Genomic DNA, 21973 nt, shown 5'->3' on the forward strand with positions numbered 1-21973 from the left:
CTTATTCATGAACTCTAGCTTGTCTCTACTGCATCCTTATCCGTTTGAAAAGTTAAATCAGCTTTTTGCGGATATCCAGCCTGCAAATATGCCTTTAATTCCCCTGTCGATTGGTGAACCGAAGCATCCTGCACCGGAGTTTGTGAAACAAGCGATTATCGATAACTTTAAACATTTATCGACCTATCCAAACAGTAAAGGCCTGCCTGAGCTACGCGAAAGTATTGCTCAATGGCTGACGCGCCGTTTTAAGCTAAATAGCATCAGTGCAGACAGCAATATCCTGCCTGTTTCTGGTACGCGTGAAGCGATTTTCTCGTTTGTACAGGCTTTGGTAAATCGTGAAGAGGCACCTTATGTGGTGATGCCGAATCCGTTTTATCAGATTTATGAAGGTGCAACACTGCTCGCAGGCGCCAAACCATATTTCATCAACTGTACTGAAGAAAATAACTACCTTGGTGATTTTGATGCTGTTCCGGCAGAAGTCTGGGAAAAAACGGCACTGTTATTTGTCTGTACTCCGGGCAATCCAACCGGTGCAGTGCTGTCTAAAGAACAGTTTAAAAAACTGATTGCCCTGTCGGATCAATATAACTTTGTGATTGCTTCAGACGAATGCTATTCGGAGCTGTGGTTTGATCAGGCACCTGTAGGTTTACTGGAAGTTTGTGCTGAAATCGGCCGGGATGACTATAAAAACTGCGTGGTGTTCCATTCACTGTCTAAACGCTCTAACCTTCCGGGTATGCGTTCAGGTTTTGTTGCCGGTGATGCCAGCCTGTTAAAACCTTATTTGCAATATCGTACTTACCACGGCGCAGCGATGCCGGTACAACATCAACTGGCTTCAATCGCTGCCTGGGATGATGAAGCGCATGTGGAAGAAAACCGGGTGCAATACCGTGCCAAGTTTGATTTATTTCAACAGGAACTCGGACATTTATTGCCACTCAAAAAACCGGATGCAGGTTTCTATTACTGGTTAAAAGTTGACAATGATGAAGCCTTTGCTAAACGCCTGATGGAAGAAGCACATATTAAAGTACTTCCGGGTCGTTATTTATCCCGCGATACTGAACAGGGTAATCCGGGTGAAAATCATGTACGTCTGGCACTTGTGGCCGATCTGGCGCAATGTGAAGAAGTCATTCAACGCCTGAAAGCCATCCTCTAAGTTTTAATCAAAACTAAAAAACCCACTGGTTTAAAGTGGGTTTTTTACTTGAAATCAGATGAGTTCTATTTTTATCTCATACTGAGAAAATAACACAGAGTCTTACAACACTTTTGCAATTTCATCCTCAAGATCTTCAGGCTTGGTGGTTGGTGCAAAACGGTTCAATACCTTGCCATCACGGCCAATCAGGAACTTGGTAAAATTCCATTTAATTCCATTGCCTAAAATACCTTTGGAATTATTGGTTAAATAGCGAAAAATGGCGTGCGCTTCAGGGCCTTTGACATCTACCTTGGAAAACATCGGGAAAGATACCCCGTAATTCTTCTGGCAAAATTCACCAATCTGTTCATTGGAACCCGGATCTTGGCCGCCAAACTGGTTACATGGAAATCCCAAAATTTCCAGACCTTGATCTTTATATTTTTCGTAAAGTTTTTCTAATCCTGAAAACTGGGGGGTAAAACCACACTTACTCGCTGTATTGACGATCAAAAGTACCTTGCCTTCATAATCTGCAAGTGGCTTGCTTTTGCCATCTAACAATTCAGCTTCAAACTGATAAATGTTAGTCATGGATAGGTTTCCTCATCATTTTTTTCTTGTGTTTCTAAGTCCAAAGAAGCCGAGTTGACACAATAACGCAAACCGGTCGGTTCTGGGCCATCCGGGAAAACATGCCCTAAGTGTGCGTCACAATGATGACAAACAATCTCAGTTCTGACCATTCCGTGTGAAGTATCAGGTAATTCTTCTACCACCGAACTACTGACAGGACGGTAGAAACTTGGCCAGCCACAGCCGCTGTCATACTTGGTCTCAGAAGAGAACAGTGGCGTGCCGCAGCAACGACATACATAAGTGCCATCTTGCTTGGTATTCCAGTATTTTCCAGTAAATGCCGGCTCGGTTCCCTTCTCGCGCGTAATGCGAAACTCCTCAGGTGATAACTCTCTTTGCCATTCCCGGTCTGATTTATTGAGTTTTCCCATGATCACATACCTTTTTATCTTGCTATTTAAAATAGGATAATCCTATATTTACGTGATTCATTTTAAAAATTCTAGTCTTTATTCAACATTTTACAAAAGACATATAATGCCCAAAAAAGCAAAAAGAAAGCAAATATAAAAATAAAAGTAAGCAATTTTTACATTAAATGTTTTTTAGTGAGCAAATTTAATGGTATTCTTAGCTCTAAATTTGCTCAGGATTAAAAAATGTCGCAAAAAAAGAGCGTAATTTTTAAAAATCTGCTGCCTGTGATCAAACAATATCAGCAGCTTGGATTTACGCATGAAAAAATTGTTGCACTACTTCGAGATGAACATGATCTCGATCTAGTCACAACTGAGACATTTAAAAGTTATTTATATCGTTATGCAAAAGTGACCTCCACTCCTTCCGAGAACATCAAAATGCCGAACACTTTCCAAACCCCTCGCGAGATCAAGAAATCATCTAAGCTCGAGCATGTATGCTACGACATTCGCGGACCTGTGTTACGAGCGGCCATCGAGATGGAAGAAGCCGGTCACAAAATTATCAAATTAAATATTGGCAATCCTGCCCCATTCGGTTTTGAAGCGCCGCAGGAAATTATCAACGATGTGGCTTTAAACCTGCCGAATGCGATTGGCTATACCGATTCCAAAGGGATTTTCCCGGCGCGTAAGGCGATCTGTCAGTATTATCAGCAAAAAGGCATTCTAGATATGCACGTCAATGACGTCTATATCGGTAATGGTGTGTCTGAACTGATCGTGATGGCCATGCAGGGTCTGCTGGATGATGGCGATGAAATGCTGATTCCAATGCCAGATTATCCACTCTGGACGGCGGCAGTGAATCTGTCTGGAGGTACAGCGATTCACTATAAATGTGATGAAGAAAATCACTGGTATCCAGATATTGCTGATATGGAAAGCAAAATCACGCCGAATACCCGTGGTATTGTGATTATCAACCCGAATAACCCGACCGGTTCGGTTTACCCACGTCATGTGTTGCAACAAATCGTCGACTTGGCCAAGAAATATGACCTGATTTTATTTGCTGACGAAATCTACGACAAAATTATTTACGATGGGATTGAGCATGTTGCTGTAGCAGCTCTGGCTGGCGATCAGCTCTGTGTTTCGTTTAACGGTTTATCTAAAGCCTATCGTATTGCTGGTTTCCGTTCCGGCTGGATGGCCATTACCGGCAATAAAGCACGTGCAGCAGACTATATCGAAGGTCTGGATATGCTTGCATCGATGCGTCTGTGTGCCAACCATCAGGCACAATATGCAATTCAGACTGCACTGGGCGGTTATCAGTCAATTAACGACCTGATTCGTTCGGGTGGGCGTTTATATGAACAGCGCAATATTGCCTGGGAAATGCTGAACGAGATTCCAGGTGTGTCTTGTGTCAAACCTGAAGGCGCAATGTATTGCTTCCCGAAACTGGATCCGAATGTGTATCCAATTCAGGACGATGAAAAACTGATGCTGGATTTGTTACGTGCAGAGAAAGTACTTCTGGTTCAAGGAACAGGCTTTAACTGGCCAACACCGGATCATTTCCGTGTAGTGTTCCTGCCGGCTGAAAATGAACTGCGTGAAGCCATTACCCGTGTTGGCCGTTTCCTGGCCAAGATGCGTTAATTCTTGAAATAGACAATATAAAAAACCGCGTTGATACGCGGTTTTTTATTTCTCTGAAAAAATTCAGGCTTTTGACTGATGAAATCTTAAAAATCATACCGGTTTCTTTGAGCAAATTTCTGCACTCAATGGTTTCTTCTCAGGCAATTTCCCCTCAATCATGAAGATTCATGTTATTTTTTGATCAAATATAAAATTCTATGAGTACACGGATGTCCTCAAACACAATGAAGCTCAGCCTGTTTCTCTGTCTTAGTATGTGCTTGGGCATTGGCATTCTTCGTTTCTCTTACACCGCGTTGTTACCTGGCACACGCGAAGCCTTTGGCTGGAGTACAGATTTTGCCAGTCTCTTGGGCAGTGCCAATTTGCTGGGTTATTTAATCGGTGCATTTACGGCCATGCGTCTGCCTCAAGACCGCAGCATGAGTACCTATATTCAAATTTCAGCCTTTGCCGGTATGCTCAGCCTGATGTGCTGTGCATTTTCTGGTTTTTCTGAAGTATGGTATATCGCTTGGCGGATTATTTCCGGGATCAGCGGTGGACTGATGATGATCTTATCGCCGAGTGTGGTTGCACAGTGCTGTGAACTTCAAGACCGTCTTAAAATCAACTTTATTGGTTTTAGTGGGATTGGACTAGGCGTTTTAATTGCGACCCTGTTTCTGCCTTATCTGGATCAAATTTCCATACAGACTGCATGGCTAATCTTATGTGGTTTTGCTTTGCTTATCTGTATCGTTTTAAGTCTACTGATTCAGAAATTTAAGCCATATTTGTCGGCACAAGCTCCTGCGGTTACCTCTCATCTATCTCTGAATAGCGTCTTTTATAGTTTACTTACAGTTTATGCTTGTAGTGCTTTCGCTTATATACCGCATTCACTCTTCTGGATTGATTATTTAAGCCAGCAGTTGGGATTGAGCTTGTTCTGGATTAATTTCAACTGGATTCTGTATGGACTAGGTAGTGCTTTAGGCGCCTTGAGTGCTTATGCACTGGCCAGAAAATGGGGTAATTTTGTTGCCCTGAAAATTCTTTATAGTCTTTATATTGTGGCTATTTTTATTGCAACCCTAGATGCCAGCCCATTGCTTACTTTTAGCTCTTCCTTTTTTACCGGGATGCTAAATCCGGCTGTGGTGTTCCTGACCTCCTATACCATTTTGCAACTGTATGGACTGGCTTATAAAAAGCTCTGGAGTATTGCCACCTTGTGTTTTGCCTCGATTCAGCTAATCGGTGGGCTCAGTTTTAGTGCGCTGCAATATTTTGGATTGAGCTATCATCAACAGTTCATACTGGCCACATTTGTTCTTTTATCAGGAACGTTACAATTGTTCTGGTACACACGTCCTGTCAGACTCAAATCTGAACAACAAACTCAGCCAGTGTCTGCTCATGGAGAAAGGACTAAATAAGGATAAGGATTGGTTGCTCCTTGCCCACCTAAATAAATCCCATAATGTAAATGCGGCGGGGTATTTTTGGCATTACCTGTATTCCCCACATAAGCGATGACTTCACCTGCCTCAACCCAGTCGCCTTCCTGAATATGTTCTGCATAGTCATCCAGATGTGCATAATAATGTTGGCTCATATTTGGACCGGTCACCCAGATGATTTTTCCACCCAGATTGTTGGTGCCAATCCTACGCACAATCCCTGGGGTCGCGCTAAATACTGGCGTACCGCGTTTGGCAAAAATATCCGTCCCTTCGTGTTTACGACCGTCACTACGCGCTGCTCCCCAAGTATCATTAATCTGACCAACTCTGACGCCTTCAACCGGAATCTGTAGCGGAGCTTCTAACTGGGCTCTCTGTAATTGCCAATACAGATAAGGGCTTTTCCAACCTGCTGCTTCACCTGAAGGCGGTGGCTGACAGGCAGTTAGTAGAAAACCTATAGATAACAGTAAGCTTATAATCCGAAGAAATTTCACCAATATTCGCATTAAATTAAATAGATGACTTTTATCTTAATCACAACCGCCTAATTTAAAGTCACAATCCTGTTATTTTTAGTGATGATTTTATACAAGCGTTCAAATAACAAAACCCTCAAATGAGGGTTTTGTTATTTTAGGTGGATAGGAGATTATCTACGTTTTTTAGCACGAGATGGTTTCGATGGTTGTTGCTGTTGTTGCTGTTGCTGCTCTTCATTCTGAGCATTGTCCTGCTTGTCTTTTTGTTGGACCTGCTTATGTCTCGCTTTAGCTTTAGCCATGATTTACTCCTTTGGAGAAACGTCTCTATTCACTGGAAGTTCCATTCATCACTGTAACGTTTATACAAAATAAGCCAATCGCTGAGCTGTATCCAAATACGTCAATGTAATACAGTGTTTACTAAGTTATTCAGCTTAGAACGAATCATTTCTAGGCTCATTACACTTCTTACATGATCTTGCAGCCTGATACTTATTTTAACGTTTAGCTCTTAGCTGTTCAGACTTTTTCTGAAAATAAAACTATAAAAAACCCGCAATTACTGCGGGCTTTAACTCATAAATTGCCTCGCAATTTTAGGCATCCATCTTAGCAATAATCGCTTCACCAAACTCAGAACAACGAAGCAAGGTCGCCCCTGGCATCAAGCGTTCGAAATCGTAAGTCACCGTTTTTTCCGCAATCGCACCCGAAATCCCCTTAATGATCAGGTCGGCAGCTTCTATCCAGCCCATATCACGTAACATCATTTCTGCAGACAAAATAATCGAACCCGGGTTTACTTTATCCTGTCCAGCATATTTAGGTGCTGTACCGTGGGTTGCTTCATAAACTGCAATCGAACCGCCAATATTGGCACCTGGTGCAATTCCGATCCCACCGACTTCCGCAGCCAGCGCATCAGAAATATAGTCACCATTTAAGTTGAGTGTCGCAATCACAGAATAATCCGCCGGGCGCATCAAAATTTGCTGCAAGAAGGCATCGGCAATGACATCTTTAATAATAATGTCTTTGCCTGTTCTTGGATTTTTGATTTTAACCCACGGACCACCATCTAAAAGCTCACCGCCGAAACGTTCCAGCGCGACTTCATAGCCCCACTCTTTAAATGCCCCTTCAGTGTATTTCATGATATTGCCTTTGTGTACCAAAGTCACACTAGGCTTGTCATTTTCGATGGCGAACTGAATCGCTTTACGCACCAGACGCTGGCTACCTTCTTTGGAGACAGGTTTGATTCCGATTCCACAATTGTCTTCAAAGCGGATGTTGGTTACACCCATTTCTTCTTTCAGAAACTTGATAACTTTTTTCGCTTCCGGAGAATCTGCTTTCCATTCAATACCGGCATAAATATCTTCTGAATTCTCACGGAAAATCACCATGTCGGTCAGTTCCGGATTATGTACTGGCGAAGGTACCCCTTCAAACCAGCGCACCGGACGTACACAGACATATAAATCCAGTTCCTGACGTAAAGCCACATTCAAGGAACGAATACCACCACCGACTGGCGTGGTCAGTGGACCTTTAATCGATATCACATAATCGCGCAGTGCTTCGAGAGTTTCTTCAGGCATATAGGTGCCGTAAATTTTGTCAGCTTTTTCACCGCAGTAGACTTCCATCCATTCGATGGAACGCTTCCCGGCGTATGCTTTTTGCACAGCAGCATCTACCACAGTTCGCATTGTTGGTGTAATATCTGCACCGATTCCATCCCCTTCGATAAATGGGATAATTGGATTATTTGGTACGTTGAGTGACAGGTCTGCATTAACGGTAATTTTGGTACCATCCACAGGTACTACGATTTTTTGATATCCCATTATTAGTATTCTCCCGGATGCCGCTGACAAATCTAAAATAATTGCCGATTAGGCAATACTTTCAACTGTTCTTAACGCATAATATTCTAATCCAGATTTGTTGTTTTTGAGATTTATACGGGAAATAACTAAATTTCCCTTTTAAATAAACCTCTACATTTTTTAAATTAATGTAATTATAGAAGTTATTTCCTATGAAAATCGTCATTCTAAACAAACCTTATGACGTCCTCTCCCAATTCCGTGCGGATGAAAAGCACCCAACCATGGCTGATTTTGTCAACAACAAAGATTTACGTCTTGCTGGCCGTTTGGACATGGACTCAGAAGGTCTGGTTTTCCTCACCGATCACGGTGGTCTCAACCAATATATCACCAATCCTGCCAATAAAAAGTTTAAAACTTATATGGTGCAAGTTGAAGGTGATGTGACCGAAGAAGCACTAGAACAGCTTCGTAAAGGCGTTGAACTGAAAGATGGCATGACGCTTCCTGCACGTGCTGAAAAAGTATCTGAACCTGAATGGTTATGGGAGCGTAATCCTCCTGTACGTTTCCGTGCCTCTGTTCCAACGTCTTGGGTTGAGATTTCGATCTGTGAAGGTCGTAACCGTCAGATTCGTCGTATGACATCTGCTGTCGGCTTCCCTACACTGCGTTTGATCCGTACCAAAATTGGTGAGATTGATTTGGTTCGTATGGGATTGCAACCGGGCGAAACCAGAGAAATTGAACCCTTACTTTATCCAGACTTTCAGAATGTTCCTGCGGAAGAACCATACCGTTCACGCTCTTATGTTAAAAAGCCGGGTGGTACGGGTGGTAAGCCAATGGTTCGTAAAAATAAAGATGGTTCTGTGAAAAAGTCTGGCACCAAACGTATCTGGCAAATGGATGAAAGTGAAAAGCCGCGTCGTAAGACCAATGGCACAACTCGTCCAAATACCAAAGCACCACGTGGTCGCGGTCGCGGTCGTGGCTAAGTTTGAATAGATTTAATCAAGCTCACTTCGGTGGGCTTTTTTTATTACATAACTTCAATATTTTTTATTTTTCAGTCTATTAGAATCAATTGAAGTGTTCATTTTACGATGAGTCTCATGAAAAGAATAATTTGTGCTTTAGCTGCGACTTCCCTTTCAACTTTTAGCTTTGCCAATCCACTAAGTGTTCATGTGCTTAATCAAGAAACTGGCCTACCCTCTGCTAATGTCACGGTCACCCTAGAAGCTCAGCAAGGTGAGAAATGGGTAAAGCTCAATGAAGCCAAGACAGACAGTAATGGTCGTATTAAAGAATTTTATCCTAAAGACACCGCGTTACAAAAAGGCGTTTATAAAGTAACGTTTAAAACGGGTGATTGGTTTAAGGCCAATAATCAACGGACGTTCTTCCCTGAAGTACCGGTGGTTTTTGTGATTGATGGTGCTTTAGAGCACTACCATATTCCACTGCTATTAAGTTCTTATGGGTATTCGACGTATCGGGGGAATTAAAATGTAGGACATGTTGTCACCAAATTTTTAACCCATATTCAAAAGGCTATATTTTTCATTGACTTCATCCAAAGTGAAATATCTTTTAATTTGGCGTAAATTATTCTTTTCATAAAAAAATCCTGCGAAGATAACAGGCTGATTTTTCTTAATCGATTCTTCCTTCGAGATATGGATACTATTTAGCTCATAAAAATATGGTTCTTTACTAATAGATCTCTTTCATAAATCAAAAAACGACCTTCTTTTTGGTTAATATTTGCACTCCGGATTTCTTGGCATTCGTGCATAATCTGCGGATGAAATACATCGATTCAAACAAGCTTTCTGATCCTCAGTTCAAGCGATACACAGGCATCTCATGGTCAACTTTCTATTTGATGGTTGAGCAATTGCAGAAGCATGTCTCTGCCAAAGGCAGACCGCCCAAGTTAAGCCTGGAGGATCAGGTTCTGCTCTGTCTGAGCTATTGGCGGGAATACCGAACCTTATTTCACGTTGCGACGAGTTACGGGGTTTCAGAGCCCACAGCCTCAAGAATTGTCCGTCATGTTGAAGACTGCCTGATTCGGTCCAATCTGTTTAATTTACCCAAAGATTTACCCGAGGGCGAAGGCATCGACTGGAATGTTGTGATCGTGGATGCCACGGAAATTCCAATCCAAAGGCCTAAAAAAACAGAAGAAAAGCTATAGCGGTAAGAAAAAGACCCATACCTTTAAAGTACAGGCCATGATTCACTACAAAACTCAGCAAATTCTGAGTTTATGTACCAGTCGCGGTGCAGTGCATGATTTCGAGTTGTTCAAACGCAATTTAAACCAGATTCCTTTTGGGGCTTTTATCCTTGCAGATAAAGGCTATCAGGGGATTTATGTGTTGTATCCGAATAGCCTGTTGCCATTAAAAGCCAAAAGACACTGTAAATTGGATCCTGAATTGAAAATCTATAATCAAGAAATCAATAAAAGAAGAATCGGAATTGAGCATGTATTTGGCAGCCTGAAAACCTTCAAAATCCTTGCTGAGCGTTATCGAAATAGAGGTAAAAGGCTTGGTTTGAGATTCAATTTAATCGCTGGAATCTACAACTTGGAGCTGAGTAAAAAATGATTTATGAAAGACATCTAATGATGTCTGCAACCTTATCAAAATAACCTCTTTCAACCCCTCGACCATAGTCATTATAGTCAATCAAATTCTTTGAAATTAGATGAACTTTGTCTTTGTATTTTTGAGCATCTTGATAAATATCTGCTATCTCATAACAATCAAACTCATAACTATCCGATTTTAATTTCATTTGATAATACTTAATACCTCTTCCTTTCAATACTTCCATGACTTGCTGTTGGCATACTGTTGCATAAGAATCCGGCAATTTATTGTTGTTTTTTACGAGATCAATTTTTGATTTAGGCATCCTCATTCCGAAGTAGATTGCTTTCACTGCCCTATAATCATAGTTAAATCTACCAAAAGGTTCGATACAAATCCTGTACTCTTCTTCGTGTCGCCATTTTATAGATTTAGTCCCTGTTGTAACTCGCAATAATTTTTCCACAGCTGTCGCTCCATTTTTGAATACATGATCAAACTTCAACTCTGGTCTTTGTTCAGCATAATCAATCTCAAACGCAGCACTTATAGGTCTCAGCTCATCAAGCTTTTCAAAATCATATTCAATACAGAATCCAGTATGTGAATCGGCATAATATGCCCAAAGTAATTCGTCCTTTTGAATTCGACTTAGAGAGTAAATCCCGACCTCCTTCCTAACTTTTTGACATAGTTAATCAAATTCTTTCCTAATATCAGAAGTCGAAGAACCAAATATATTATGAAACAGCTCAAATACTTTATGAATGTCTTTTTCACTGAATAGATTCTCAGATGAATCATTCAGCTGTGTCGAATGTGGAGCATAAAAATAATTTTTCTGTAAAGCTTCCAAATCACGTTTTGAACCATATCTATATTTATATAATTTCATTTTATCCAATACAAAACCCATACCTAAATATAGGTTTTACCTGCTTTTTCTTATGTGTGCAAACAAGATTTTTAACTCTGCCCTCTTGTCATTCTGACTATCTAATGCTATTTATGATTCATATATTTAATAATTTAAAATAAAACGTATCTTAAAAGGAGTTTTGTAATGGATCAGCAAGTCAGCCAGATGTTTAATCAGGACCGGTTAATTCAGCATCTTGGTGCTCATCTGGTTTCTTATAACCACAATTATGCAAAGATCGAATTAAAGGTGACTGAACAGCATTTACAGGGTCATCAGACCTGTAACGGTGCCGTGATTTTCGCACTGGCAGATGCAGCTTTTGCAATTGCCTGCAATACCGGTGAACATCCGGCAGTTGGTCAACATTGCGGTATTCATTATTTAAAACCGGGCTTGCTTGGCGACACACTGACTGCTGTAGCTGAACACAAAGCCAGCAGTGGCCGTAGTGGCATTTATGATATTCAGGTGATGAATCAACATAATCAAATTGTGGCAGAATTCCGTGGCACATCACGACTGATCATTAAATAATTTTTTCTCAAAATTTAATGCAATAAAAAACCGGTGACTATGCACCGGTTTTTTTAAATGACGAACAAGTGAAGCTTTAAGCTTTAAGCCATTTCTCGACTTTAGCCGGATCTTCCACTTTCAATTCCACTTCGGTCAGTTCAGAACCCGCGGCTTGAACGTCGAAGGTCATCATTTCATCACGACGGAATGCATGTACCGTAAAAATACCTTGCTGTTTTGCATAGCTTTCAATGAGTTTGGTCGTTGCTTTTAAGCCATCAATTGCAATAATGACATCATTGGCAGAAAGGCCAGCGAGCACAGCGGCACTATCACGACGCGCAGATTGAACCAGCACACCTTCCGGCTTATCTACCAGCTTTAGACCGAATGGCAAAGACTTGTCATTTTTCAGGCTATAACCCATACCAAACTCAGGGAAGAGCTGATCAAGCGGCAATTCATCTGTGGTATTGATCAAGTGATTAATCTGTTCTGACCAATCATCACCAGTCAGCTCTTTGCATAATTCAAAGATTGTCCGTTCATGTACCTGAACACCCTTCTGAGCGTTTTCATACAAACGACGCATCAGGGCATCCAGACTTGAACCACGTAAACGCAGACCTAAGTCTAGGCACAATGCAACTAAACAACCTTTGTTGTAATAGCTGGTACCCGCATTATTCGAGTTTTCATCCTGACGATAGAATTTCACCCAGGCATCAAAACTGGATTCAGACACTGACTGAATCGCACGCCCTGGATTTTGTAAATAACGGTCAATCTGTGCTTTTAACAAAGCAATATACGATTCCTGATTAATCACGCCACTGCGCAGCAAAATCAAATCATCGTAATAAGAGGTAAAACCTTCAAAGATCCATAACAGAGAGGTATAGCCTTCTCTGTTTAAATCATAGTTAACAAAGTTTTCAGGGCGAATGAATTTCACCAACCAGGAATGGAAATATTCATGGCTACATAAGCCGAGGAAACGCTGATAATCTTTCGACGGTTCTTCAGGTTCATTGGCTTTCGGCAAGTCATCACGCGGTGAAATCAGGCTGGTAGAATTTGGATGCTCCAAACCGCCATAGCTATTGCCGGTTGCCATGGTCATAAAGGTATAGTCTGTAAACGGCGCTGAACCAAACATTGAAATTTCTGTGGCACAGATTTTTTCAATGTCCTGCTGCATACGCGCGGCATTCATGGCATGTTTACCTGAGACCACAAATTCATGTGGAATGCCATTTGCTTCAAAACTGAAACGGGTTTGTTCTGCCAGCTCAAATGGTGCGTCAATCAATTCGGCATAGTTTTTGGCTTTGAGCGTGAAACGGCCTTTGACCAGACTTTTGGCTTGCATACCGGTTGCCAGCTGAAAATGCTTTAATTCATCTGGCAGGAAAATTTCCAGTTCAATTTCTTTATTTTCCTGACCTTCTAGCCCTAAACATGCACAAGCCGGGTTCACGTAGAGACGATTTTGATCCACATATGCACCACGAACGGACAGATCATAGGCATAGACATCATATTCCACTGTAATCAGTTCATGATCAGTATTGAATAAACGCCATTTGTTCTTTTCAAATTTCTGGATCTGTAACTGGCGCCCATCTTCATCATAGGCTTTAACTGCTTCAATGTGCTTGGAAAATTCCCGGATCAGATAGCTTCCCGGAATCCAGGTCGGCAATGACAGGACTTGGGTTGGGTCCGCAAGAAAACGAACAGTCACGTGAATAAGATGCTGACGATAATCGTCAAATTCAATTTGATAATGCAACATAATGAACGATATAAAATTAAAATAAATGAGATATAGCTTAGCTTAGCATTTTTTAAGCCAGTATGGTTTAGCTGTCTTATTTGTCTACATTTACGACTAGCTATCTGTATAAAAAAGGCATAGCATGCGTGAAAATTAAATCGTTCAACACCCAGCGGGTTATCAAGGAACACCATTGAAATACATCATCTCACTGATTGCGGTATTCAGTTTATTTATTTCTGCATTTTCACATGCTGCCCTACTCAATATTGTGCCTGAAAGCGTTGAAGCTGAAGCCTGGACCATTCTGGATTCACAGTCTGGTCAAGTCATTGCAGAGCACAATGCCGACGTTCAGCGTGCTCCGGCTTCGCTGACCAAAATGATGGTGGCTTATATTGCCTTAAAGGAAATTGAGGCCGGAAAATTAAATAAAAATGAAGTGTTAACCGCGACCTCTGTGGTTAAAACCGTGATGTGGGATGAGTCACAGATGTACCTGAAAGAAGGTGATCTGATTTCAGTCGATCAGCTTCTGGCGGGCTTAATTATCATGTCTGCCAATGATGCCGCGGTGACGCTGGCTGAGAAAATTTCGGGTGGTATTCCGCAGTTTGTTGAACGTATGAATCAGGAAGCCAAAGCACTGGGCATGCAACATACCAATTTCCAGAATCCGGCCGGTATTACCATGCCTGAGCATTATTCGACTGCCGCCGATTTAGCCAGACTGTCTATGGCGGTGGTGAATGAAACTCCGGATTATCTGTATTATTCCAAGCAGCCAAGCTTTACCTACAATCAGCATTTTCATCGTGCGACCAACCGTGTGCTTCAGGTCGATCCTACAGTAGATGGTTTAAAAACCGGTTTTACCCGTGCAGCGGGCTATAATCTGGCGCTGACAGCCAATCGCGTCACCGCAGATTTTGAAATGCCAAATCGCCGTCTGATTGTGGTGGTGCTGGGTACTAAAAGTGCAGCAAAACGCGCTGAAGTATCACATAAGCTGATGAATCTGGCTTATACCTATACCCGCAATGAAGTGGCGATCAAAGATCAACAGCTACTGGCTGAATTGCCTGTGATTAAATCCACTTTAAAAATGTTTAAGGTGCAAACCAAGCAACCGCAGATCATTACCACTTCTTTATATGATCAGGGCTACAGCATTGACCTGAACCAGTTTGATCAAACCCAACAGCGTGTCATGCTGAATACAGGTGATGGCGTTTTAAAAAGTATCGAGCCATTACAGGAAACTCAGACTCATATCAATGTTGAAGTGAAAGCATCTGAACTCATTGCACCTTTGGCGACCATGATGCCTTTGGCGACCATTCAGGTTTATCAGAATAATCAGTTGATTCGCACCATTCAAATTGAAGATCATGTCGAAATTGAAGAAGCCAATCTGTTTCAGAAGTTCTTTAGCTGGCTACAAGGCTTATTCGGTTTATTTTCAGACAATACACCAAGCGTAAAGCTTTATCCTTTAGATAGATAATAGCGCTACATCTCAAGTCACTTTTCTTTAAGCTAGAAGATCTCCTCTCTGATCTTCTAGCAGATTCCCTTTATCAATCTCGCTCTCCCCTTGCTTCCTCAAAGCAGCGATACTTACCTGCTCTCACAGAATTGCTACGTTTTGTAATTTGTATAACAATTTTAATCAAGACGCGTTTTAGTGCATGCCATAGTATATTTTCTCTCTATTTCTCTTATTTTTATTAAAAAAATAAACAGGTTAATCATATATGACAGCACATAAAATCGTGATTGTGGGTGGTGGTGCCGGTGGTCTGGAACTGGCGACTCAGCTGGGTGAGAGCTTGGGTAAAAGCGGTAAAGCCCAGATTATTCTGGTCGATCAAAAACTGACACACATTTGGAAACCGCTGCTGCATGAAGTTGCCGCAGGCACCTTAAATCCACATGAAGAAGAAACTAATTATTTTGCCCATTCAGCCGCACATCATTATGAATTTGTCTTGGGGACATTTACCGGTCTGGATCGTGAAGCGAAACAGATTGTGGTAGAAACAGAATATTTCTCCAAAAAAGCCCAAGCCAAGAAGAACCAGCGCATCGACTATGACACCCTGGTACTGGCCTTGGGTTCTACCTCGAATGACTTTAATACCGAAGGCGTCAAACAGTTCTGTCATTTTCTCGACAGCCGTCCACAAGCTGATATCTTTCAGCAGGATCTGTTGCATCTCTACTTGAATGCTCAACATGAAGCTTCGAGCCGTGAACTGAATATCGCGATTATTGGCGCCGGTGCAACCGGAGTAGAACTGGCAGCTGAACTGGTGGAAGCCAAACACAATTTCTTTAAATATGGCTTAAACAAGGTCGACCCAAATAAAGTCAAAATTACCCTGATTGAAGCGGCGGATCGTATTCTGACTGCACTCTCGCCGAAAGTCGCCGAACATACCATGCAACAGCTGGAAAAATTTGGCATTGAGGTTTTGACCAGTCACCGCGTGGCCAAGGTTGATGAAGACAAGATTTATTTTGCAGATGGCTCAAGTCTGGATGCCGAGATTAAAGTCTGGGCTGCAGGCATCAAAGCACCTGAAGTCTTGGCACAACTGCAAGATATGGAAAAAGACAATATTCACCGGTTGAAAGTCTACTCCACCCTGCAAACCAAATCTGATCCAGACATTTTTGCTTTTGGTGACTGTGCACACTGCCAGCCTGCTGCAGATGAACCAGTCTTGGGTCCACGTGCACAAGTGGCTAGCCAACAGGCCAATTTTCTGGCGAATGCCTTGAAAGCGCGTGTCAATGAAGAAAACTATTTACCGATGTTTAAATTTTCTGACAAAGGTTCACTGATTTCCTTAAGCCAGAATAAAGCCGTCGGCGAGTTGCTCGGTCAGGTGAATGTTCAAGGCTTTGTTGCCAAGTCAATGTACGTTTCTTTATACCGAATTCATCAGGCGACCATTCATGGTTATGCGCATGCCGGCATTCTGACTGCAAAAGATTTTGTTACACGAAAAATTTCTCCAAAGCTGAAATTGCATTGAAATTCCAGAATTTGGCCCAATCAATGAAAAAATCGTCAACAAAATTGTCAAATTGCGTTTTTTTGCTAATTTTAGTCTACAAAAATGCAATTTCACTTTATGATGTACCCTTAAAAAATTGAATGGATCAATTAACATGACTGCTATTGCAAATAACCTCGTGGTTTCTTTCCACTACACATTGACTAACGCAGAGGGTGAAACTCTCGACCAATCTCAAGGTGAACCACTTGCCTATTTGCACGGTGCAGGTAACATCATCCCAGGTTTAGAAAATGCGTTAGAAGGCAAAACTGTAGGTGAAAAATTCACTGTAAACGTTCCTGCTGCTGAAGGTTATGGCGAATACAACCCTGACCTAGTTCAAGAAGTTCCTGCGCAAATGTTCCAAGGCGTAGACAACATTCAGGCAGGCATGCAGTTCCAAGCTCAAACTGATGACGGCGTGCAAATCGTAACTGTTAAAGCAGTTGAAGGCGACAATGTTGTTGTTGATGCTAACTTCCCACTTGCTGGTCAAGACCTGACTTTCGAAGTTGAAATCGTATCTGTTCGTGAAGCTTCTCAAGAAGAATTAGATCACGGTCACGTACACGGTGTAGGCGGTCACCAACACTAAGATCTTATGATCTTGAGTGAAAAAAGGCAAAGTCTGACTTTGCCTTTTTTATTGCCTGAAAATAGCCCGTAGAATATTAATCACCCAATTAGCTATAAAAAAAAGCAGAGCCATTGCCCTGCCTTTCCAATCCGATCAAGATCTCCTTTTACAGGATGATTAGTGGATTATTTGTTTTGGTTATAAATCTGCATGGCTGCTGGCAACTGTTGACGCATTTGTCCAATACGCTGGCTATTCGATGGATGCGTAGACAGGAAGGTTGCACCACTGCTGCCACCGAGTTTGTTCATTTTTTCCCACAGGGTAATGGCTGCATTCGGGTTATAACCTGCGCGCGCCATCAGCATTAAACCACCTTGGTCAGCACGGCTTTCCAGATTACGCGAGTATGGCAAGCCAATTCCGATCTGACTACCCAATTGTGCGGCTGCAGCACCACCTTGACCCACACCTGCTGCATTCAAGCCGATACCCAAGGCCAGATCAGTCAGGGCCTGAGCACCGATTTTCTGCTTAGAATGCTCTTCTAAAGCATGCACCATTTCATGACCCATAATCGCTGCAATTTCAGCATCGGTCAGATTCAGTTTATTCACGATACCCGTATAGAATACAACCTTACCACCTGGCGCAACAAAGGCGTTAACCTGGTCAGATTTGAGCACAGCCAATTGCCACTGGAATGCCGTACCGGTTTGATTCATCTGGTTAGCAACCGGTTTCAAACGGTTAAATACATTATTAATCCGTTTATAGGTCGCTGAACTGGTATCCAGTTGACCTTTGTTCTTCGCATCATTGACCATGGCATTATAGCTTTGGCTCGCAGATGCATTTAAGGTCGCAGTATCTGCCCCTGCCATATCGGCAATGGTGGTACAACCTGATAATGTGACGACTGTAGCAGCAGCCATACTCAATAAAAGTTTATTCTTCATTATAATTTACTCCACCTTGGCTCAAGGGCAATTTACATTGTAAAAATTATAAGTGAAAGCGCGTAGCAGCTAAACGCTTAATTCATTCATCTTCTTATAAATTATGTAATTTTTAAGCCAAATACTGTATCGCCAACCAATAAATCAGACAAATAATATTGAGGCCCAAGTAAACCTGACTCAGTGGTTTGATTTTCTGTTCAAGCACTTCGTCTTTACGTTTGAAATATAAAAAAGCATTTTGCAATAAAATAATAGGCACTAATATACATGCAATAATGACACTCAGACCAATCAGCACCGCATAAATCACTTCGGGGTTTTGGGTTTGCGCACGAATAATCATCATGGCCATTGTTGGCGCCCCGCCCATCGCGAATAACAATGAATAAAACATGGTCGCCGATATATTTTTTTGCATCCTGCTGCTCATTTTTCTTTCTTTATATACCGCTATGTTAAAGCACATCACGTGGTATTACCGATGCAACTTTAGTCTTGAAATAGCTGCATAAATTCAGGATATAAAAAAACCCATCCGGAAATGGGTTTTTATCATTCAAGCTTTAATCAAATGAAGATTAAGCATCAAACGGGTGGCGAAGAACAATCGTTTCTTCACGGTCTGGACCTGTTGAAATGATGTCGATTGGACATTCAATCAATTGCTCAAGACGTTTTACATAGTTCAATGCAGCTTCTGGCAATTGATCCAGTGATTTCGCACCGAAAGTTGACTCAGACCAGCCTGGCATAGTTTCGTAAATCGGTTTTAAAGTTTCGAATGCAAGCGCATCAGAAGAACCGACACAACCAGAATCTGCAGCTTCATAACCCACACAGATTTTCACTTCTTCTAAACCGTCAAGAACGTCAAGTTTAGTCAGGCAAATACCAGAAAGTGAGTTTACATCAACTGAACGGCGTAGGATTTCAGCATCGAACCAGCCACAACGACGTTGACGGCCAGTAGAGGCACCAAATTCATTACCAATCGTACCGAGGTGTTTACCAATCGCATCACCCGTGTCATTTGCAGCGTCATACACCAACTCAGTTGGGAATGGACCTGCACCTACACGCGTTGTATACGCTTTGGTAATACCCAGTACATAGTCAAGATGCAAAGGACCCAGACCTGAACCAGAGCTTACGCCACCAGCAGTGGTATTCGAAGAAGTCACATACGGATATGTACCGTGGTCAACGTCAAGAAGTGAACCTTGCGCGCCTTCGAACATGATGTTGTCACCGTTTTTACGGTAGTTATGCAATTCAGTGGTCACATCCACAACCAGTGGCGCAACAACTTTACGCCATTCGTCGCAAAGTGCCAGCACATCTTCCAATTTAACTGCTTCAACACCGTAGTATTCAGTCAGCTGGAAGTTATGGTAGTCCAGAAGTTCAGTTAACTGAGCAGTCAGATGTTCACCACCACGTACTAGGTCAGCAACACGTACTGCACGACGCGCTACTTTGTCTTCGTATGCAGGACCGATACCACGACCTGTCGTACCAATCTTCGCATTACCACGTTTTTTCTCACGCGCCTGATCAAGTGCGATGTGGTTCGGAAGAATCAATGGACAGTTAGGAGAAATGCGTAAACGTTCTTTAACAGGAACGCCTTCTTTTTCAAGAATGTCCATCTCTTTGATGAGCGCTTCAGGAGAAAGAACAACACCGTTACCAATTAAGCACAATACGTTTTCACGTAAAATACCTGATGGAATGAGGTGTAAGACAGTTTTCTTACCACCAACCACAAGAGTGTGACCTGCGTTATGTCCGCCTTGATAACGAACTACCGCTGCCGCTTGATCTGTGAGCAGGTCGACGATTTTACCTTTACCTTCGTCGCCCCATTGGGTACCAAGTACCACAACATTCTTGCCCATAATAGCCTCATTACATCATGCTGTTAAAGTTGAAAGCCCCGCTCAGCGACATGAACACTGAGCCAAGCAGTTAAATCGTTTTGACTGTCCACTCACCATTCGCATTCACCAGCTGGTGCGTCGCATATGGAATCGAGTTTAAATCATCATTACCCAGTAACTGAATTACACTTAAGCCTTGTGCACGAATATTCTGAATTGCATTCAGAAGTTCTGCATCAGTGCCTTTAGGTGCAACCACGACCTGTACCGCATCAAACTGGCCTGCGCTTAAAGCATATAAGTCACAAGAGAAACCGGTTGCCGGACGCGCACGGCCAAAATGTTCACCAATGCCATCATAACGGCCACCTTGTGCCAGTGCAGCTGCACGGTTCGGTGCATAAACTGCATACATCAAGCCAGTATGATAATGGTATGAACGTAATTCAACCACATCAATACCAATACTCAAGTTTGGCCAACGGGTTTGAACTTCGTCTTTGGTGGTTTGCAAGACATTAAAAGCCTGCGTAAATGCTGGATTTGCCAACACTTCAGCACTTAAATGCGCTTGTAATGCATCCAGGTCGCTGGCATAGCGTCCAAGGGCATAAAAATCCTGACCAAATTTCAGGTCTGCCGTGAATTCTTCTAATTCTGGCAAAGCCTTGCGTTGGTATAAATCAGATAATTGCTGTTCAGCGACTTTGTTCAAGCCTGCTTGAGCCACCAGACTGCGGAATAAACCGACATGACCTAAGTCCAGATGGATACCATCTGCCAGACCTGTCTCCTGAATCAGACTGATCATCAAATCGACCATTTCCACATCGGCATCGATGCTGTCTGAACCAAAGAGCTCCGCACCTAACTGTAGTGGCGCGCGCGAGGTATTAAAACCGCGAGGCTTGGTATGCAGAACGGTTCCTGCATAGCAGTAACGTGCCACACCTTCCACTGGATGTACATGCGCATCAATACGAGCCACTTGTGGTGTCATATCGGCACGCACACCAAGCAAACGACCAGAAAGCTGATCGATTACCTTAAAAGTGGCTAAGTCTAAATCTTGATTCGATTCTGAGAGAGAAGATAGAGATTCGATGTATTCAATGAATGGCGTGTACACCAGCTGATAACCTCGAGATGCAAGGAAATCCAGTGATTTACGGCGCAGACTTTCAATAACTTGCGCTTGTTCTGGTAATACATCAGCTACACCATCAGGTAATAACCATGTCTCTGAAATGGGCATGTTGTAAACCTAAATTCTTGTCAGCGCGGAACGAATCCGCATAAAAAAATCGGGAGCACACCCGATTTCTCCTAGTCTAGCACGATAGTTTTGGCTGTGCATCGCAAATTTTATAATTTTCGCTACCTGATGAAATCAACAACAATAGTGTCAACTATCAGCGTTTTAATGCACATTCAAAACAAATAGCATGAAAAAATCCGGTATTAAACCAAAGGCAATGCAGTCGTGCTTTTAACCGTTTGCAATGGAATTTCAGTTTTTACGCTTTGAATGCAGGGAATTTGGGTTAAATGATGAATCTGAAATTTACGATAGGCATCCAGATCAGCCACCACAATTCTTAAAAAGAAATCACAATCGCCCGCCATTAGCTGGCATTCAACCACTTCTGGCATTTCCTTGATCGCTTCGACAAATTGGTCGACCACGGCAGCTTCTTGAGACTTGAGCCAGACACGTGCAAACACACTCATCGCCAAATTGACCTTTTGCGGATTCAGCAGCGCGACATATTGCTCAATCACACCATCATCTTCCAGCTGTTTCACCCGTCTTAAACAGGGTGACGGTGACAAGCCAATTAATTGAGCCAGTTCATTATTTTGTAGTTTTCCATTCTTTTGCAGCTCATGCAAAATGCGTTTATCTATTTGATCCATATTTATACTTTGGCATTTAAAACCCTTTAAATTTAATTTAGCGCAATTTAATTTCAAATAAAACTCAAATATCTTTCATTACAATAGCAAATAGCCTGAATATCGCCATAAAATATGGTTTAGTTTTGCAGTACCCA

General features: G+C 42.2%; 23 protein-coding genes. 11 read left to right on the forward strand and 12 right to left on the reverse strand.

All coding sequences use genetic code 11. The features are described 5' to 3' along the window. Positions 1-7 precede the first annotated feature (7 nt). The gene (gene dapC, locus F891_RS09840; RefSeq protein ID WP_004278945.1) at positions 8-1177 is read left to right on the forward strand and encodes a succinyldiaminopimelate transaminase; all 1170 of its coding nucleotides are present in this window, start codon (positions 8-10) and stop codon (positions 1175-1177) included. A 102-nt stretch (positions 1178-1279) separates the two neighbouring features. Here dapC and F891_RS09845 read toward each other — a convergent pair whose 3' ends face one another. Both F891_RS09845 and msrB read right to left on the reverse strand, forming a co-directional pair. After that, a complete protein-coding gene (locus F891_RS09845) occupies positions 1280-1756 on the reverse strand; it encodes a glutathione peroxidase (RefSeq protein ID WP_004278946.1) in 477 nt (158 codons plus the stop codon). Further along, positions 1753-2172: a peptide-methionine (R)-S-oxide reductase MsrB gene (msrB, locus tag F891_RS09850; protein ID WP_004645533.1), complete on the reverse strand. Its 420-nt coding sequence runs from the start codon at positions 2170-2172 to the stop codon at positions 1753-1755. Before msrB ends, F891_RS09845 begins: the two co-directional genes overlap by 4 nt. A 228-nt stretch (positions 2173-2400) precedes the next feature. Between msrB and F891_RS09855 the strand changes: the two genes are divergently transcribed. Both F891_RS09855 and F891_RS09860 read left to right on the forward strand, forming a co-directional pair. Continuing rightward, positions 2401-3831, forward strand: coding sequence for a pyridoxal phosphate-dependent aminotransferase (locus tag F891_RS09855; RefSeq protein ID WP_005252270.1), 1431 nt, complete (start codon positions 2401-2403; stop codon positions 3829-3831). Positions 3832-4043: 212 nt separating this feature from the next. After that, on the forward strand, positions 4044-5255 hold the full coding sequence (locus F891_RS09860; protein WP_005263393.1) for a YbfB/YjiJ family MFS transporter: 1212 nt from the start codon (positions 4044-4046) through the stop codon (positions 5253-5255). On the opposite strand, the gene F891_RS09865 is transcribed toward F891_RS09860, so the two are convergent. From F891_RS09865 to icd, 3 genes are all read right to left on the reverse strand, one after another. After that, positions 5234-5791, reverse strand: coding sequence for a M23 family metallopeptidase (locus F891_RS09865; RefSeq protein ID WP_005263394.1), 558 nt, complete (start codon positions 5789-5791; stop codon positions 5234-5236). The two genes, F891_RS09860 and F891_RS09865, sit on opposite strands and share 22 nt — an antisense overlap. A 143-nt stretch (positions 5792-5934) precedes the next feature. Next, the gene (locus F891_RS18425; RefSeq protein ID WP_004645538.1) at positions 5935-6066 is read right to left on the reverse strand and encodes a hypothetical protein; all 132 of its coding nucleotides are present in this window, start codon (positions 6064-6066) and stop codon (positions 5935-5937) included. Between the two features lie 297 nt (positions 6067-6363). Further along, positions 6364-7620, reverse strand: a complete 1257-nt coding sequence (icd, locus tag F891_RS09870; protein ID WP_005263395.1) for an NADP-dependent isocitrate dehydrogenase — start codon at positions 7618-7620, stop codon at positions 6364-6366. A gap of 194 nt (positions 7621-7814) precedes the next feature. On the opposite strand from icd, the gene F891_RS09875 reads away from it, so the two are divergent. The 4 genes from F891_RS09875 to F891_RS09885 all read left to right on the forward strand — a co-directional run bounded on the left by F891_RS09875 (position 7815) and on the right by F891_RS09885 (position 10229). Then, a complete protein-coding gene (locus F891_RS09875) occupies positions 7815-8603 on the forward strand; it encodes an rRNA large subunit pseudouridine synthase E (protein ID WP_005263396.1) in 789 nt (262 codons plus the stop codon). 117 nt (positions 8604-8720) lie between these two features. Next, on the forward strand, positions 8721-9116 hold the full coding sequence (uraH, locus tag F891_RS09880) for a hydroxyisourate hydrolase (RefSeq protein WP_005265745.1): 396 nt from the start codon (positions 8721-8723) through the stop codon (positions 9114-9116). 299 nt (positions 9117-9415) lie between these two features. Further along, positions 9416-9811 carry a transposase family protein gene (locus tag F891_RS17460; RefSeq protein ID WP_008306679.1) on the forward strand — a complete coding sequence of 132 codons (396 nt, stop codon included), beginning with the start codon at positions 9416-9418 and terminating at the stop codon, positions 9809-9811. Further along, positions 9759-10229, forward strand: a complete 471-nt coding sequence (locus F891_RS09885; RefSeq protein ID WP_004809604.1) for an IS5/IS1182 family transposase — start codon at positions 9759-9761, stop codon at positions 10227-10229. The genes F891_RS17460 and F891_RS09885 overlap by 53 nt, the downstream gene beginning before the upstream one ends. A gap of 1 nt (position 10230) precedes the next feature. Here F891_RS09885 and F891_RS17465 read toward each other — a convergent pair whose 3' ends face one another. After that, complete coding sequence (locus F891_RS17465; RefSeq protein WP_322111759.1) at positions 10231-10878, reverse strand: DUF2971 domain-containing protein; 648 nt, start codon at positions 10876-10878, stop codon at positions 10231-10233. 399 nt (positions 10879-11277) lie between these two features. On the opposite strand from F891_RS17465, the gene paaI reads away from it, so the two are divergent. After that, a complete protein-coding gene (paaI, locus tag F891_RS09900) occupies positions 11278-11670 on the forward strand; it encodes a hydroxyphenylacetyl-CoA thioesterase PaaI (RefSeq protein ID WP_004645544.1) in 393 nt (130 codons plus the stop codon). A gap of 76 nt (positions 11671-11746) precedes the next feature. Here paaI and F891_RS09905 read toward each other — a convergent pair whose 3' ends face one another. Beyond that, complete coding sequence (locus F891_RS09905) at positions 11747-13450, reverse strand: M61 family metallopeptidase (protein WP_005263414.1); 1704 nt, start codon at positions 13448-13450, stop codon at positions 11747-11749. A 175-nt stretch (positions 13451-13625) separates the two neighbouring features. Here F891_RS09905 and F891_RS09910 point away from each other — a divergent pair, with 175 nt between their 5' ends. From F891_RS09910 to slyD, 3 genes are all read left to right on the forward strand, one after another. Next, complete coding sequence (locus F891_RS09910; RefSeq protein WP_005263415.1) at positions 13626-14939, forward strand: D-alanyl-D-alanine carboxypeptidase PBP6B; 1314 nt, start codon at positions 13626-13628, stop codon at positions 14937-14939. Between the two features lie 250 nt (positions 14940-15189). Next, complete coding sequence (locus tag F891_RS09915) at positions 15190-16476, forward strand: NAD(P)/FAD-dependent oxidoreductase (RefSeq protein ID WP_005263416.1); 1287 nt, start codon at positions 15190-15192, stop codon at positions 16474-16476. 136 nt (positions 16477-16612) lie between these two features. Next, positions 16613-17095 carry a peptidylprolyl isomerase gene (gene slyD, locus F891_RS09920; protein WP_004278960.1) on the forward strand — a complete coding sequence of 161 codons (483 nt, stop codon included), beginning with the start codon at positions 16613-16615 and terminating at the stop codon, positions 17093-17095. Positions 17096-17262: 167 nt separating this feature from the next. On the opposite strand, the gene F891_RS09925 is transcribed toward slyD, so the two are convergent. From F891_RS09925 to F891_RS09945, 5 genes are all read right to left on the reverse strand, one after another. After that, positions 17263-18036: a M48 family metallopeptidase gene (locus F891_RS09925; protein ID WP_005263417.1), complete on the reverse strand. Its 774-nt coding sequence runs from the start codon at positions 18034-18036 to the stop codon at positions 17263-17265. A gap of 112 nt (positions 18037-18148) precedes the next feature. Beyond that, positions 18149-18457 (reverse strand): hypothetical protein, encoded by a 309-nt coding sequence (locus tag F891_RS09930; RefSeq protein WP_005263419.1) that lies wholly within the window; start codon positions 18455-18457, stop codon positions 18149-18151. A 160-nt stretch (positions 18458-18617) separates the two neighbouring features. After that, on the reverse strand, positions 18618-19937 hold the full coding sequence (locus F891_RS09935; RefSeq protein WP_004278963.1) for an adenylosuccinate synthase: 1320 nt from the start codon (positions 19935-19937) through the stop codon (positions 18618-18620). Positions 19938-20007: 70 nt separating this feature from the next. Next, the gene (locus F891_RS09940; protein ID WP_004278964.1) at positions 20008-21174 is read right to left on the reverse strand and encodes an ATP phosphoribosyltransferase regulatory subunit; all 1167 of its coding nucleotides are present in this window, start codon (positions 21172-21174) and stop codon (positions 20008-20010) included. Positions 21175-21380: 206 nt separating this feature from the next. Then, positions 21381-21836, reverse strand: a complete 456-nt coding sequence (locus tag F891_RS09945; protein ID WP_004645552.1) for an Lrp/AsnC family transcriptional regulator — start codon at positions 21834-21836, stop codon at positions 21381-21383. Between the last annotated feature and the right edge of the window lie 137 nt (positions 21837-21973).

It is taken from the genome of Acinetobacter sp. CIP 101966, assembly GCF_000369725.1.
GTDB classification, from domain to species: Bacteria; Pseudomonadota; Gammaproteobacteria; order Pseudomonadales; family Moraxellaceae; genus Acinetobacter; species Acinetobacter lwoffii_Q.

Excerpts from the sequence above, each read along its gene's own strand:
- icd (WP_005263395.1), bottom strand. The coding sequence starts at position 7,620 with ATGGGATATCAAAAAATCGTAGTACCTGTGGATGGTACCAAAATTACC.
- F891_RS09845 (WP_004278946.1), bottom strand. The coding sequence starts at position 1,756 with ATGACTAACATTTATCAGTTTGAAGCTGAATTGTTAGATGGCAAAAGC.
- paaI (WP_004645544.1), top strand. The coding sequence starts at position 11,278 with ATGGATCAGCAAGTCAGCCAGATGTTTAATCAGGACCGGTTAATTCAG.
- msrB (WP_004645533.1), bottom strand. The coding sequence starts at position 2,172 with ATGGGAAAACTCAATAAATCAGACCGGGAATGGCAAAGAGAGTTATCA.
- F891_RS09875 (WP_005263396.1), top strand. The coding sequence starts at position 7,815 with ATGAAAATCGTCATTCTAAACAAACCTTATGACGTCCTCTCCCAATTC.
- F891_RS09930 (WP_005263419.1), bottom strand. The coding sequence starts at position 18,457 with ATGCAAAAAAATATATCGGCGACCATGTTTTATTCATTGTTATTCGCG.
- F891_RS09885 (WP_004809604.1), top strand. The coding sequence starts at position 9,759 with ATGCCACGGAAATTCCAATCCAAAGGCCTAAAAAAACAGAAGAAAAGC.
- F891_RS09945 (WP_004645552.1), bottom strand. The coding sequence starts at position 21,836 with ATGGATCAAATAGATAAACGCATTTTGCATGAGCTGCAAAAGAATGGA.
- F891_RS09860 (WP_005263393.1), top strand. The coding sequence starts at position 4,044 with ATGTCCTCAAACACAATGAAGCTCAGCCTGTTTCTCTGTCTTAGTATG.
- F891_RS09855 (WP_005252270.1), top strand. The coding sequence starts at position 2,401 with ATGTCGCAAAAAAAGAGCGTAATTTTTAAAAATCTGCTGCCTGTGATC.
- slyD (WP_004278960.1), top strand. The coding sequence starts at position 16,613 with ATGACTGCTATTGCAAATAACCTCGTGGTTTCTTTCCACTACACATTG.
- uraH (WP_005265745.1), top strand. The coding sequence starts at position 8,721 with ATGAAAAGAATAATTTGTGCTTTAGCTGCGACTTCCCTTTCAACTTTT.
- F891_RS18425 (WP_004645538.1), bottom strand. The coding sequence starts at position 6,066 with ATGGCTAAAGCTAAAGCGAGACATAAGCAGGTCCAACAAAAAGACAAG.
- F891_RS09905 (WP_005263414.1), bottom strand. The coding sequence starts at position 13,450 with ATGTTGCATTATCAAATTGAATTTGACGATTATCGTCAGCATCTTATT.
- dapC (WP_004278945.1), top strand. The coding sequence starts at position 8 with ATGAACTCTAGCTTGTCTCTACTGCATCCTTATCCGTTTGAAAAGTTA.
- F891_RS09915 (WP_005263416.1), top strand. The coding sequence starts at position 15,190 with ATGACAGCACATAAAATCGTGATTGTGGGTGGTGGTGCCGGTGGTCTG.
- F891_RS09925 (WP_005263417.1), bottom strand. The coding sequence starts at position 18,036 with ATGAAGAATAAACTTTTATTGAGTATGGCTGCTGCTACAGTCGTCACA.
- F891_RS17460 (WP_008306679.1), top strand. The coding sequence starts at position 9,416 with ATGAAATACATCGATTCAAACAAGCTTTCTGATCCTCAGTTCAAGCGA.
- F891_RS09865 (WP_005263394.1), bottom strand. The coding sequence starts at position 5,791 with ATGCGAATATTGGTGAAATTTCTTCGGATTATAAGCTTACTGTTATCT.
- F891_RS09940 (WP_004278964.1), bottom strand. The coding sequence starts at position 21,174 with ATGCCCATTTCAGAGACATGGTTATTACCTGATGGTGTAGCTGATGTA.
- F891_RS09935 (WP_004278963.1), bottom strand. The coding sequence starts at position 19,937 with ATGGGCAAGAATGTTGTGGTACTTGGTACCCAATGGGGCGACGAAGGT.